Raw genomic sequence first — 14,257 nt, 5'->3', positions numbered from 1 at the left:
TGAATCCACTTATCATGACATCCAAACTAATAAAAATATACTTTTTTACGGTACTATTGCTAAGCGATTTTGTACTGTTTGCTCAGGACGACGAAGATCCCGGAAACGGATTTGACGACGGCGGTACCGTTGAAGATCCCATAGTCCCTATCAACACCCAAATGATCTGGCTGCTGTTAATGGGTATTGCCTTTGCTTTCTACTATTTCCGAAAGCTACAGCTTAAAAAATAATTGCTAAGATTATCATAATCCAAAACCCGGCTGTTTAGTCGGGTTTTGCTATATAAAAAAAGAATTAGGAATTACGATATATCAAATATTAGATTTATGAAGGTTGATATACGAAAGTCAAGAATTCAACTATTTGGTTGTTAGAAGACTTACATCGTACCTCATATATCTTATATCAAATATTACTATTATTATTAACATCTTGCTCTTTGCTAATTGCATATTTAAAGTTTAGTTTTTTCTTATACCTCATACATATTCTTCATTTTTATCTTATCCTGTTTACTTGCATACGGAATTCTCTTTTCTTTGTATTAATATCTACTTTAAGAGATTCTATTATGACAGACTACAGCGACCAGATACAGCGAATACAAACAAAACTTATTACGGCTCAAAAAACTGATACAAAATTACAAGTATTTGGTGCAGACAGTCATAAATACAAAATAAAAAAACCTGTAACGGAAGCAACAGTTTTAAAGTTTGAGCAACAGTTTACAATACAACTGCCGGAATGTTACCGTACATTCATAACTGAGGTCGGTAACTCCGGAGTCGGATATGCTAATGCGGCACCAGGACCTTATTATGGGATTTATCCGTTTGGAGAAAATGTGGATGAGCTAATCGAGGAAAAGCCCGAAAAGTATTTAAAGAACAACTGTCTTATTTATCCCAAAATAACTGACAATGACTGGTACGCACTTACCAAAAATATAGACGAAAATGACAGTATTAGTGATATAGATTATGAAATTGAACTCGGGAAAATATTCGGCGGTATCCTACCAATCGGTTCACAGGGCTGTACCTATATTCATGGTTTGGTACTTAATGGACAACATAAAGGTAGAATTATTAATCTCGATGCAAACAGGCAAAAGCCGTATTTTAGCTTTGAAGACAATTTTTTAGACTGGTATGAACGATGGCTTGACGAAGTCATTTCTGGTGAACTCATAGCCAATAGTCACTATTCTTTTGGTTTTTATAAAGGTGGCTCCGAGGAAGTACTCTGGAATGCTTACTTAAGTTCAGCTGACACAGAAGAAAAAAAAGATTGCTTACAGGGACTGCTTCAAAAAAATAGACTTCAGGATCAGACCCTAATGCAAATCGAAAATCATATAACGAGTAATCCCGAGCAAAAGACGGCATTCGTTCAACTGATTTGCAAATCGGATTATGAAAAAGCCAAACCACATCTGGAAACTCTTGTGACAACAGATCAACTATCAGTTTTTCAGTTTATCTTCTGGTATGCGAAAGATAAAAGTGAGGAATGGTTAAACGTTATTACAGCAACTATCGACACAATTCAGGATGAAGAAACTTTTCGCTTTTGTACCTATATCTTAACAGCCACAAATAACGATTACGGAAATCTTATTGTGCCTTTTACAAAAAATGAAAATGTAGCCATACGGATTCAGGCATATTATACCTTGGGACAACTAAAAAACAAAAAAGACTTTTTAAGTACTTTTACAGTAGGCTTATACGACAGTTCAAATCATGTTATTCGTACAACTTTACAGGCGTTATCGGGCGTTAAGGACGATAGCTTATTAGAGCATTTTCAAAATCTTGTTCAAAGATTTCCAAAAGAACAAGATTCTATTTTAGTAAACCTCAATCACCGACTTACAGAATATAACCATCCTAAACAACTTGTAATGCAAAACAATACGGTTTCCCTAACTGTTCCAGCAAAAAAGAAATGGTATGTATTTTGGAAAAAAGACCAGAGTTAATTGCTTTTTTAAAATTACGAATAAATAATTTATTAAAATAAAAATACTTTTTCTATCAATTATCACTAAAAATAAATTGAGCTTAAAATCTACAAGATTTATTAAGCACCTTTTTTCATTTTATATTAATTATTTGCTTTAGGCTGCATATACTAATCATTCTTTAATAATTGGATATTATCGAAAAATAGAAGACAAGCCTATTTTTAAGTTTTTTAAATATATCTATTAATTTATTCCGTTTTTACACTTAAAAAAATACGTATTTACACTTAAAAGGCACAATTTTAATAAATTTACTTCTAAAAAAATATCAAAATTTAGTTTATTTACATCTCAATAATATTTTCAAGCAAAAGTAAACTTAAGTATTACTGGTACCCCATAAAATTAAATATCTTCTTAAAAAGAATCGAATTTATGAAAAAAGCAAACTATAAACCTTTAATTTTCAGCGGTGTTTTTCTTTATTTAAACAATAAAAAGTTAGAAATTGAAAGTTTTAAAAAACATTTAGCTACTGGTTCATATTCCAATAATGATGATAATAAAGTTCAAATTTTCAATATTGAGTATGAAGATAATTATTTAAAAATGAATTTTGGTGAGGGAGCTGTTGGTCCTAGAAATCCAAATGTTTTTAATTTTAACACTAAAGAAGAAGAGCCAAATCCAAGACAGAAAAATCAAGTTGAACCAAAGCAAACTTTTGCAATTATAGATTTCAATACAAGTTTTTTATGGATTAGTAATTCAAAAAAGAGATCTGCTTTAATTGATTTATTTCGCATATATTTTAAAACAGCAGCAATCGTGATTAAAGAAATTTATGATGAAAAACAATTTTTAAAAATGTTAAAAAGACTTGATAATATAAAAATTTCTGCTGTCCCTAATTTGTTTAGTGATTCGGGGACTTTGAGTCAAAGTCTATCTGAAGAAATTAATGGATATGAAGCTAGTGTAGCTGCATTAAATTTATCGTATAATAATCGTATAACAACAGATTATTTAATCGAAAAGGTAAAATCAATTTTTGAACAACGAAATTCATTAAAAAGTATTGTAATTTCAGGAAAAGACGAAAACAATTTAGGAATGCTTTTTAATACTGAAGGCTTTTCAAGAAAAATTGATATTGAAGCAGAAGTAAATGATGATGAAATGTTTACAGATGAAGACGTTTACAAAAAACTAATAAAAAAAATAAATAGTGAGAACTCTTAAATATATTTTTAGTATTATAATATCATTTATAATCATACTCTATTTATCTATTAAGATTAGTTTTAATAAGCAAGCCTTTGAAGTAATTGCTACATTTTTATCTATTACTACGGGCTTCACCATTACCTCTTTATCAATTATTGCAACATCTCCATTTTCAAAAAAACTATACGACCAAGAAAACAAAAAAGACAATTCAAAAACATTACTTCACGAATTAGTCAATAAATTTAAAGCTTCAATGATTTTATTTGTCATTACAATTGGATTAATTATATTTTTTAACCTATTCTCAAACGATTATGATAAAAAATCAATTGAATTATTTCAAAACTCTTTTATATTAATCGACTTTTTAAAAACCTCAATTTTATATTTCACAATTTTATCATTCAGATCTTTTATATTGCTATTTTCTACATTTTCAAAATTTGTTATTAAATCTGGTCAATCAATAAAATGATCGAATTATCTCTTTTTATTACGATTCATACCTCCCAAAAACATCTTTGGAATACAACTACTCTACAAGATAATCAAAAGAAATGGTATCGGATAAAACAGTTTCTCTTTTATCTTTAAACTTATATTGAATGTAGGCCCGAATTGTATTCTTCCCTTTTTTGACTGCCTGTTCTTCAACATCAAGGGTTACCGGTTCTATTTTGGTAACAGTGCGCTTTATCTTTGAATTGTCATAATCTAACAGCTCAAAATGGAACTTTCTTTCGGTATTGGGTATATTCGGAAACATAAACTGATATTTAACCGTATCACCAATTTTATACCTTTTTGGTTTTTTTTGTGCCCTGATTTTAAATTGATAAATCTCAAATAAAATCAAACCTTCACAATCATCCAATACGCCATCTTTGTCATATTTTGCAATGAAAATTGGTCTTTCAAAATCATCATAGAAAGCGTATTTTCTAATTTTACCATTCGGGTAATTCCAGGTTATTTCGCCTATATCTTTATCATTTTTAACAAAGTGAATCGACTCCACATTACCATTTTCAAAATAAAATTTGGTGGTACCGTAAATCTCATTATCAACGTATGTTCCGGTCTTTCTTATTCTGTTTTGATTATCATAAAATGTACATTTTCCATCAATAATAGTGTCTCCATTATCAAGCAGATATTCAGCTATTACATAACCGCTATTATCCGGGTAATAATGTTTCATTGTTTTCCTTGTCTGGTTATCCTGACAGGAAAATAGTAGTAATAAAATAAAAAAATTACCTGGTATATAGTTTTTAGCTTTTATCATTTTTTATCCGTTTTACTACTTTACCAATCAATCGGATTTCTATTAAAAAGGATGGACAATAATCCATCCTTTTTTATCATTGATCAGGAAAGTTAGTTAACCCTAATTTAAAAAAATGTTATTCTACATGATAATCAAAAGAGAGGGTATCGGATAAAACAGTTTCTCTTTTATCTTTAAACTTATATTGAATATAGGCACGAATTGTATTCTTTCCTTTTTTGACAGCCTGCTCTTCAACATCAAGGGTTACCGGTTCTATTTTGGTAACATCCCGTTTTATTTTTGAATTGTCATAATCTAACAGCTCAAAATGGAACTTTCTTTCGGTATTGGGTATATTCGGAAACATAAACTGGTATTTAACCGTATCACCAATTTTATACCTTTTTGGTTTTTTTTGCTTCCTAAGCATAAATTGATAAATTTCAAATAAAATCAGACCTTTGCAAGTCTCCATAGTACCTTCTTTATCATAATTTGCAATGAAGTTCAAATTTCCTAAAACATCGTAGAAGGAATATTTTCTAATTTTTCCATCAGGGTAATTCCAGGTTACTTCGCCTATATCTTTATTGTCCTTAATAAAATGAATAGACTCTACATTACCATTTTCATAATAAAATTTAGTGGTTCCATAAATCTCATTATCAACAAATGTCCCTGTCTTTCTTAACCTGTTCTGATTATCATAATATGAGTATTTTCCATCAGCAATGGTATCTCCGTTTTCAATCCTGTATTCAACTATCGAATAACCAGTATTATCTGAAAATTGGTATTTCATTGTTTTTTTCTGTTGATTATCATTACAGGAAAATAGTAGCAATAAAATAAAAAAATTACTGACGACTATATATATATTAGTTTTTATCATTTTATTTGTTTATTTCTATTTTTACAACTTTACCATTTAATGATTTTTCAGCTCTTAGCTCAGTATCATCCTTCCCACCAAAAAAATGAACGGTTGTAGTATCTGAATCATTTGATTGCGTATAAATTTCTTTTGCATTCTTTATATTATTCCCCAAAGTAAATCCATCCTTAGTTTTTCCTGCTACATCACCAAATGTTTTTATTTTACTATTTGTCATACTGCTGCTTAAACCCGAAGCAATATCAAACCCGGTAACATCAACCACTTCTGTTTCCCGATCACCCTTTCGTTTTTGTTCCTTATCGGAGTCAGCTCCGTTTTTCAAACTGCTTCTAAAATCATAACCGCCAAGATTCTTTTCCAGCTTTTCAAAACCGCTGACAATAGAACGCTTCATCGCTTTTAAATCACTTACTACTGTTTCTTTAATCGCTTTCCCCAAGCCTTTAAAGGGATTATGTTCATTCTCAACAGGCTGATTATCCTGCTGCACATATTTCTCATTCTCCACCGCCGTTGTCATCTGTATACGGTCATCATAAATATTAGAAGTACTAATCGCCTGCATCCCATCCGGATCAATAAAAAATACCGGATTGTTATATGCATAATTATACGGTGTCCATCGTTTGGATTGCTCCGCAAGCGGATCAATATTCAGCCACCTGCCCAATGCCGGATCATAATGCCGTGCACCATAATCATACAAATTCAATCCCAGTTCGTCCTGTAATTCCTTACCGTTAAACTTATATTTATACCAATTCGGTGCGGTGTTCCGGTTCTCTTCCACCAGTTCCGGTTGTGCTGCAGCTGACTTTCCAAACACAAATGCCGTGGTATTATAGGCTTTGTGTTCCAGTCCAAACGGATAATAATGGCTTTCCCTTAAAATCTGTAAGCCTTCCCTTTTGTGGTTATAGGCCCAGCTCAGCCGGATGTTACCTAAATGGTCCGTATAATTAAAAACATAGTTAAACGCTACCCCTTCGCTCACATTCACATAGCCTTCGGCATGCGGGAAAAACTTCAGTTCATTATCTTCATAATGAAAACCGCTGCGGTAATCCCTCACACGGGTATGACCGCCCTCCGTGATCCGTTTCTGTACCTTTTCGCCCAAAGCATTGTAAATATAGGCAATTTTGTTTCCGTTGGAAAACCGGATCTCTAACGGCAGGTTCAGATGGTTGTAGCTGATGTTTGTGATCTGTTTGTTCCGGTCCTGTATCAGGTTACCATTGGCATCATAAGCATAGTCGTTTGCCGTACTGCCGGAAGCATTATCCTTAAAACCTTCGGGGTTATTAGTGGCATCGTCCACCCGCTGCAGCTGGTTACCGGTATAGCTATAATTCAGATCGTCTATATCCATTGTAAAAACAGGGTCATCTAAGTTACCGCTACGTTTCAGGCTGGTAATATTGCCGTTTTTATCATACTCTACCGTTTCGTTATAAGCATTGGTAACCGGGCTGAGCGTTTCCGGTTTCTGGTAACAAGCCTTGTTCAGCCGGTTTAGCGGATCGTAGGTATAACCGTATTTCCGGAGTGTGTTGTCGCTTTGGCTTTTCCAGAAAGTTTCCGATATATTGCCGTTATATAACGGCTGTACCGCTGCATTCGGGTTGTTTTCGGCATATTCGACCTGACCGTTACGGCTTTCGGTAACCTGATTGTAATTGATCTTAAAGCCAAACAGGTCGCCTTCTCCCAATTGAAAACCGGGACTATCCTGCGGAGCATGGTTGTTTATGTCCGTCAGCCAGCCGCGAATGTTATAGCGGTAATCAATTGTCTGCAGTCCGACAGTACCGGTAAGATCGGCGCCTCCTACTTTTTTGGTTATGACTTTGCCTAATTCCTCATAGGTATTATGGGCAATCAGCTGTGGCGGTTCATTATTGATCTGGTGTGTATGGGTCAGCGGACGGTCCTGATCGGTATAGGTATAGGTGTCAGTGAGGTGCAGTACATTTGTATTACTATTCTTCCGGTGGCTGGTTTTGGTGTACAATATCCTGCCCATAAAGTCGATTTTACTGTCCTGCCGGGTGTAGCCTCCTAAAGGATAGGCCGTCCGGGTACGCACCGGACGGTATTTTTGATCGTATGCGATATCGGACTGTTCATGATCCGTTTCCTGGAGCTGTGTCAGGATACGGATCCAGCTGCCGGTTTTCATGCCTACAACCGAGGCAGCGACTGTTTGCCCTTCAAGCTGAGCTGGTGGTGCGGATGCTTCCGGATAATCATAATCGTCATAGTAGTGAACGGTAAGCAGTTTGAGACCGTTAGCAGGAACTGCTGTATTGGTATAGGCGATCGCAATACCGTCAATCGCGGTGGTTGTGCCGCTCCGGGTACGTTGTTCGGATTGGTTAGTTGTAGCGGCAGTATATTGTGCCTGCAGCTGACTTCGGCTCAGGCTGTTGCCAAGCCAGCCGGTATAAACTTCCCGGTGTTGACCGTCATATTTGGTGATCAGCCAGCCGGATTGCTGCCCGTCAAAAGGTGAAAATGCCGGTCCGGTAGCGGTTAATCGGTCCAGTTGGTCATATACGAGATATTCCCATTGTTTGCCAGGCAGTTTCTTTTCTACTAAGCGGTTCCGGGAGTCGTAACGGTACTGATAACACAGAGCATCTAACTGACTGAGCGGGGTAGCGGCAAGTGGCGGAAGGACATAGCTCAGGTTATCGTACAGGTCATAAACATAATAAATATCGTGTGCTCCGTTGTTATAGGTGCGTTTCAGGATCAGTTTCCCCTGTTTGTCTGTAAAGGTTTCAGTAGTGTGGTTAGTTCCGGATGTCCAGTTTTCGTCTTTGATGACGGTTTTATAAAGTTGGTTCGGGCTGTAATATCCTTTATCCTGTAATTGAGCCGTGTAGATGTTCTGGCTTTCATTCCGGTGGGTTGCAGCAAAGTAGTTTTTAACTTCACCGGCTACATTGGTATCATATTGCCATTTCAGGCTGTGGTCGGTATCAGCGGTAGAATCAGGCTGCCAGTCGGTACCCGGAGCACCTTGTTTGAGCAGCCGTCCGAGGGGTGAGGCTTCCCGTAGTTTTTCAGAAAAAGGCGACTGATGCTGGTAAGGAGCGTAGAGCAGGGTCGCGTCTCGGGCATTGGGCTGGTAGCTTTTGTTGGCGGTTGCTGCCGGATAGGATAAATAATCTTTGATCTGCCGGCCATTTTCATATTCATAATGGGTAATAATGTCTTTACCCGAGGCCGATTGTTTGTTTAGAACCCGTTGGATGGGTCGTCCCAGTCCGTCATAGTAAATAACGATGGTTTGCGGACGACCGCTATTCGTTTCCCTGTAGGTCGTTTTGGAAGTGTAGTTTTCCGTGGTGGTCTGCGCGTGTAGATTGACACAAAACAAACCGATAAACAGTAGTTTCCGATTCATAATTACGTGGTTTTTGATTTATAGTTAACATGGCGGGGAGATTTTAATGAATACTAAAATAGAAAATTGTTTTTAAAACACAAACTTTTTTCTAAAAAAATAATAAAAGTTAGGAATTATGATAATCTGCTGCTACAATACAAAACTTGCCTTTTGCTCTTTGACTAATTATCAATTTACGAGGTGTGAAGTTTGATTTACGAAAATCTAAAATTCAACAATTTAGTTGTTTGGAAGTCCTACCTCATACTTCAACTATCTCATATCAAATATTAGATATATGAGGTTTGATTTACGATGCCGCACCTCACTTCATACTTCAAGTATCATCCTTCCTACCTCACATATCTAACTTCTTGCCTTTTATTTCTTGCCCTTTGCCCTTTGCCTTTTGCCCTTTACCTCCTTCATTCCCCAAAAACAATTACACCAAAACCGACTATTCTTTCAATTTCCTGATTATTTTAGTAAAAAAAGTAGTAACGGTCAAAATTTAGGATTTGGTTCTGCTGTTGTTTCTAATATTGTCTTCGATTTGGATATCACTGAATCAGATTTTATTAATAACTTAAACCTTATACTATGAAAACAAAGTATTTAAATCAGGCGGAACTGGACAATCATGCGAATCAGTTAAATCCGGACCATTGGGAATATTGGCATTCCAGAGAAGAAAATTAATTCCGGCAGCATAGCAATGAACCTGGTTTCATTGCTATGTGCTTAAAAACACTAAAAATGAGAGCCTTTTTTAAAATAGCAGAGCAAGAACTTATGCATCAGGACGGCGCACTTGCCACGGAATTATTTGAAGCCTTTTACAGTCACCACTACGGGAGTCTGGAGAAAGCGCAGGAAGTATTTTCAGCATTACAGGCATCGGCCGGTTCGGAAGCTGAATTTCAGGAAAAACTGAATGAAAAAATTGCCGGGGATTTACCGGTTAAAGAGATGCAGGCTCTAAATGAGTTGATGCTGCAGGTAACAGGTTTTAATTCGTTAGTAAATCTGGATATTGAAAACTGGGTTATCAGCAATAATATCACTCAGGAAAAATTTGACCGGATCGTAGCATTCTTGAAAATTTTTGAACAGGTCATATTACGAAAATTCAACCAGGACAAAGAAGCTTTAAAAGCTTATCTAAAATATACCTTCGCTTCCAAAATCATGTTTTCAATTAAGGAAACCCGCGAGGAATTGATGTTTAAAAACCAAAAGACATTTAAAAAATGGCTGAATCATTTTTATCCCGGTAAATTTGATAACCGCCGCTATATTAATATCCTGGAGTATGCAGACATTATGCAAAAATTTATTTTACATCCGGATGAAACATCTTTTGATTTTGAAAACAAACTACCGGACTATCAAAAACGCCTTAACGAAGGACTGATTTTTCCAAAATCACGCCTGAAAAAATTCACCCGGCACGATTACAAACTACTACAGGCAGAATTCGCCGACAATGAAGAAATCTTAAAATTAGCCCTACCCAAAAATGCTGACTTTTTCCCTTATTCCATTGCGCAGAATATTATCAAACACTTGGTTTAAGCGATAGAATGAAGAATTAGGAATTACGAAATTTGATATATGAAAATCAAGAATTCAACTATTTAGTTATTAGAAGACCTGAATCATACTTCGTACTTCATATATCGTGTATCAAATATTAGATTTACGAAGTTTGATATACGAAGGTCACAAATTCAACGATTCAGTTGTTTGGAAGTCCTACATCGTACTTCGTACCTCATATATCAAATATCTTACTTCTTGCTTTTTACCTATTGCTCTTTGCCTTTTGCCTCTTCACAATATAAAGTTCAATTTACGATATTCATAAATCAAACTTCTCGCCCCATATATCCCAAAACCTAACATTTGTCATATTTTATCTGATTGACAGTCTGTTATTTTGTTATCCAATTTAAAACAGACGATCGTTTATGTATTACTGGAAAAAATTAACGGCTGTAGAGCGCCAGCAGCGAATTCAGAAAGCGCTATCCGAGAATGTAAATTTCGCAACAGATACCTCCCTGGGCTATCCGGCATCCAAACTGGACGGAAAAGTATTTTATGATGATGCCCCGTTTTTAAAGGATGCTCCTACGCTACAGGCGTTTGTTGCCAATCCGAATCACATTGGCTGCCATACCTACGGAACTTCCGAAAAAGCATTTAAAGGCACTCAGGAAATGGAACGGGAAGTGCTGAATGTTATTGCGGTAGATATCTTTAAAGCGGCTCCGGACAGTTTTGACGGTTATATCGCTCCCGGCGGCACCGAAGCCAATATTCAGGCAATGTGGATTTACCGCAACTATTTTATGCAGGAACTCGGTGCTCAGGCACATGAAATTGCCATACTGGCTTCCGAAGACACCCATTATTCCATCCCGAAAGGATCCAACTTACTGCTAATCGACTGGTTAAAAGTACCGGTTGGTTTTGAAAACCGTACGGTCGATGCCGCTGCATTGGACGACCTGATCGATATCGCTAAAAATAACGGAAAAAAATATTTTATAGTTGTCGTGAATATGGGAACCACCATGTTCGGTTCTGTGGACAATCCGGAAACTTATATCTCCGTTTTAGAACGCCACAGGGTTCCATTCAGGCTTCATATTGACGGGGCTTACGGTGGTTTTGTATACCCGTTTAGCAATCCGGGCAGCACACTCGACTTTAGCCATCCGAAAGTTAGTTCCATCACTATTGATGCCCATAAAATGCTGCAGGCGCCATACGGAACAGGTATTTTTATCTGCCGTAAAGGCCTTATCGGTCAGGTGCTCACCAGAGAAGCAGAATATGTGGAAGGTATGGACTTAACCCTTTGCGGAAGCCGTTCCGGTTCCAATGCCATAGCCGTATGGATGATTTTATTCACCTATGGTGCACATGGCTGGCATGAAAAAGTGAGTATCTTACAAATGCGTACCGCCTGGCTGTGTAAAGAACTGGATACACTGGGCATACCGTATTTCCGGGAACCGTTTATGAATATCGTGACCATACAGGCCGCTTATCTGCCGGAAGCAGTTGCCACCCGTTTTAGTCTTGTTCCGCAAAAACACGATACCTCAAACAAATGGTATAAGGTAGTCGTAATGGACCATGTTACTATTGAACAGCTAAGCGAACTGGTAGTCTGCCTGCAAAAAGAATATGCCACTTTCCTTTAAACTGCTTTAAACGATAGACCAATACTAAAAAAGCCCGTAAACATAATGCTTACGGGCTTTTTTTATATTAATAACAGTCCATCAGCAACTGGTTGTGGGACTGGTAATAGCTAACGCTTTTATTGTGGTATTGCTGACAGATATTTTCCAGCAATTCAAGGATATTCTGCTGCATCGACAGCGAACCGCAAAGCATGATAACACCGCCGTTCTTTAAGGTTGTGGCAACAAACTCTGCATCGCGGGCCAGCAGGTCTTTTACATACTGCTTCTCCCCTTCACGGGAATAGGCTATGTGCAGTTGCTGCAACTTCTGCTCCGCTATATTTTTTTCAATTCCCGATCGGTATAAGGCAAAGGACGTTTCCCCACGGAAACCACAGTACAAATGACAATCGGTATTATTGGTATTCTCATCGATCATGCCTAAAAACGGTGCAATACCCGTTCCGTTGGAGATCATAATAACGGTATTGGCTTTACGGGGAAAATGAAAATGTTCGTTACGCACAATACTCGCATTAAAAGTCGCTCCGGGTTCCAACTGGTATAAATAACCGGAACCCAAACCGTTTTGATGCAGCTTTACGCTCAATTGCACTTCGTTATTTACTTTCCCGATAGAGTATTGTCTTTCGCGGTGATCGTTTGCCGGATAAATAGCCAGTAAATCACCGGAAGTGAATTTTACTTTACGCTGAAAACGCAGTCGGATAAAAAAGGCACCGTCTGTATGGGTAACCGCTGTTTTGTCAATAACCGTAAGTTTCTCGGTACGCTTTGGTTTTGTCTGGAACTGCTTTGGTGACCATTCAAAAGGCATAGCCAATTTCTGTGCCCAGAGTGTCGCCCATTGGCGGAATTCCTCCGGCGATTTATCGTTAACCGTATGTATTTCCAGAAACGGTGCTGCCCATTTTTGTAAAGACAGGGCATTGTTTGCTTCAAAGGCAAACTGACAAAAATCCGGATAAGCATGCGAACCGAAACCAACTACCGAAAACTGTACCGGCTGCTGCTGTGGTTTGCTTTCCAGCAATTTTATAAACCGGGAAGCATTTGTAGGTGCATTCCCCAAGCCGTAAGTTGCGGTAATCACAATCAGGTGTTCCGCTTTTGGGAAAACCGTATAATTGTTCAGTTCCGTTATATGGGATTTCTTTCCGTTTTTAAGCAGCTGCTGGTGTATCGCATTTGCAAAACGGAATGTACTTCCGTTTTCTGATCCTACCAACAGGATGTATTCACTCTCTTCTTTTTTGTATTTGTTTTTCACGCGATTGCCACGGCGTTTTAACGTAATGACAAACCCGGAATAAATAAAGAAAAGAATGTTTGCCGCTGCAATTGCCAATACCACTGCCCAGATGCCACTGGCACGCCCGGTATGCAGCGTAAGGCTCAGATTGGTCAGTACGGTTGTCCGGGAATATGGAATCTCACTCAGTATATCGCCGGTAATCTGGTTGACCACAACTTCGCGGTCTTTTAGTTTCAGCGTATAATAATCCTCCGTATCTTCCGAAAAAGGAAACTCAATGTGCTCCACTTCCGAAAGCAGGGTATTTTTAAAAATGGAAAAATCAGCAAGCTTTTGCTCCGGTTCCGTTTTTATCGCATCAAAATCAATCTCATGACTGATCTTTTGCTCCGGAAACAGTTCAAAGCGAACCAGCGACAAATAGGTTCCTGTAAGCGTAATAATCAGTATCGGGATCAGGGACAAACGCCCCAGCACCACGTGGTAATACTGTGCAAAATCTTCTCTGATAATTTTGGTAAAGAACCGTTTAAGCCCACGCTGGCGCTGTATAACCAGTACGGTACCCGAAGTAGCGATCAGCAGCAGCAAAAAGGCGGTTATACCAATAATAATTCTTCCGGTTTCATGCAGAAAAAGGGAACGGTGTAAAGTCGTTACCCATTGGAAAAAAGCATTTTTTTCGGCTACTTTTCCAATGGCCTTTCCGGTTTTCGGGTCAACGTATATTTCGGCATTTTTACCGTTATCATCTATCACTTTGGCAATGACAAACTGATTCGCATCCACCGTTACATCGGTTATCTCTGAATGGGATTTTTTTAAAGCGGGTAACATTTCGGCAACCGTGATCTGGTTGAAATCCGTAGCGCGATAAGGCTGTATTTTTTGGGAAACCGGCTCGAATGCCAGTATGATTCCGGTAACGGAAGCCAGTAGTATAAAGAGAAAAGAAGATACAGCCAGGGTTAAGTGGCTGTATCTCCAGATTGAAATGGTCATATTTCT

Annotated in this window: 10 protein-coding genes; 6 read left to right on the top strand and 4 right to left on the bottom strand. The window is 37.5% G+C overall.

Annotated features, from left to right (window positions below):
* Positions 1–14 precede the first annotated feature (14 nt).
* The 4 genes from HW120_RS10290 to HW120_RS10275 all read left to right on the top strand — a co-directional run bounded on the left by HW120_RS10290 (position 15) and on the right by HW120_RS10275 (position 3,680).
* Positions 15–233 (top strand): hypothetical protein, encoded by a 219-nt coding sequence (locus HW120_RS10290; RefSeq protein WP_177733822.1) that lies wholly within the window; start codon positions 15–17, stop codon positions 231–233.
* Positions 234–574: 341 nt separating this feature from the next.
* Positions 575–1,990: an SMI1/KNR4 family protein gene (locus HW120_RS10285; protein WP_177733820.1), complete on the top strand. Its 1,416-nt coding sequence runs from the start codon at positions 575–577 to the stop codon at positions 1,988–1,990.
* Between the two features lie 420 nt (positions 1,991–2,410).
* Positions 2,411–3,217 carry a hypothetical protein gene (locus tag HW120_RS10280; RefSeq protein WP_177733818.1) on the top strand — a complete coding sequence of 269 codons (807 nt, stop codon included), beginning with the start codon at positions 2,411–2,413 and terminating at the stop codon, positions 3,215–3,217.
* Positions 3,204–3,680: a hypothetical protein gene (locus tag HW120_RS10275; RefSeq protein ID WP_177733816.1), complete on the top strand. Its 477-nt coding sequence runs from the start codon at positions 3,204–3,206 to the stop codon at positions 3,678–3,680. The genes HW120_RS10280 and HW120_RS10275 overlap by 14 nt, the downstream gene beginning before the upstream one ends.
* Positions 3,681–3,737: 57 nt before the next feature.
* Here HW120_RS10275 and HW120_RS10270 read toward each other — a convergent pair whose 3' ends face one another.
* From HW120_RS10270 to HW120_RS17740, 3 genes are all read right to left on the bottom strand, one after another.
* Positions 3,738–4,406, bottom strand: a complete 669-nt coding sequence (locus HW120_RS10270; protein WP_177733814.1) for a toxin-antitoxin system YwqK family antitoxin — start codon at positions 4,404–4,406, stop codon at positions 3,738–3,740.
* Between the two features lie 205 nt (positions 4,407–4,611).
* Positions 4,612–5,280, bottom strand: a complete 669-nt coding sequence (locus HW120_RS10265; RefSeq protein ID WP_177733813.1) for a toxin-antitoxin system YwqK family antitoxin — start codon at positions 5,278–5,280, stop codon at positions 4,612–4,614.
* 91 nt (positions 5,281–5,371) lie between these two features.
* A complete protein-coding gene (locus tag HW120_RS17740; protein ID WP_177733812.1) occupies positions 5,372–8,791 on the bottom strand; it encodes a DUF6443 domain-containing protein in 3,420 nt (1,139 codons plus the stop codon).
* Between the two features lie 738 nt (positions 8,792–9,529).
* On the opposite strand from HW120_RS17740, the gene HW120_RS10255 reads away from it, so the two are divergent.
* Together HW120_RS10255 and HW120_RS10250 are read left to right on the top strand one after the other, a co-directional pair.
* The gene (locus HW120_RS10255; protein WP_177733811.1) at positions 9,530–10,348 is read left to right on the top strand and encodes a hypothetical protein; all 819 of its coding nucleotides are present in this window, start codon (positions 9,530–9,532) and stop codon (positions 10,346–10,348) included.
* A 395-nt stretch (positions 10,349–10,743) separates the two neighbouring features.
* Positions 10,744–11,988, top strand: a complete 1,245-nt coding sequence (locus tag HW120_RS10250; RefSeq protein ID WP_177733810.1) for a pyridoxal phosphate-dependent decarboxylase family protein — start codon at positions 10,744–10,746, stop codon at positions 11,986–11,988.
* 67 nt (positions 11,989–12,055) lie between these two features.
* On the opposite strand, the gene HW120_RS10245 is transcribed toward HW120_RS10250, so the two are convergent.
* Positions 12,056–14,251 carry a PepSY domain-containing protein gene (locus HW120_RS10245; RefSeq protein WP_177733809.1) on the bottom strand — a complete coding sequence of 732 codons (2,196 nt, stop codon included), beginning with the start codon at positions 14,249–14,251 and terminating at the stop codon, positions 12,056–12,058.
* Between the last annotated feature and the right edge of the window lie 6 nt (positions 14,252–14,257).

The sequence above is a fragment of the Flavobacterium inviolabile genome, assembly GCF_013389455.1.
Classification (GTDB): domain Bacteria; phylum Bacteroidota; class Bacteroidia; order Flavobacteriales; family Flavobacteriaceae; genus Flavobacterium; species Flavobacterium inviolabile.
The sequence above is the reverse complement of the archived record's forward strand: the minus strand, read 5'-3'. Positions and strand labels throughout refer to the sequence as shown.

What these genes read in the sequence shown, in the direction of transcription:
- HW120_RS10290 (WP_177733822.1), top strand. Translation starts at nt 15, where the DNA reads ATGACATCCAAACTAATAAAAATATACTTTTTTACGGTACTATTGCTA.
- HW120_RS10285 (WP_177733820.1), top strand. Translation starts at nt 575, where the DNA reads ATGACAGACTACAGCGACCAGATACAGCGAATACAAACAAAACTTATT.
- HW120_RS10280 (WP_177733818.1), top strand. Translation starts at nt 2,411, where the DNA reads ATGAAAAAAGCAAACTATAAACCTTTAATTTTCAGCGGTGTTTTTCTT.
- HW120_RS10270 (WP_177733814.1), bottom strand. Translation starts at nt 4,406, where the DNA reads ATGAAACATTATTACCCGGATAATAGCGGTTATGTAATAGCTGAATAT.
- HW120_RS10265 (WP_177733813.1), bottom strand. Translation starts at nt 5,280, where the DNA reads ATGAAATACCAATTTTCAGATAATACTGGTTATTCGATAGTTGAATAC.
- HW120_RS17740 (WP_177733812.1), bottom strand. Translation starts at nt 8,791, where the DNA reads ATGAATCGGAAACTACTGTTTATCGGTTTGTTTTGTGTCAATCTACAC.
- HW120_RS10255 (WP_177733811.1), top strand. Translation starts at nt 9,530, where the DNA reads ATGAGAGCCTTTTTTAAAATAGCAGAGCAAGAACTTATGCATCAGGAC.
- HW120_RS10250 (WP_177733810.1), top strand. Translation starts at nt 10,744, where the DNA reads ATGTATTACTGGAAAAAATTAACGGCTGTAGAGCGCCAGCAGCGAATT.
- HW120_RS10245 (WP_177733809.1), bottom strand. Translation starts at nt 14,251, where the DNA reads ATGACCATTTCAATCTGGAGATACAGCCACTTAACCCTGGCTGTATCT.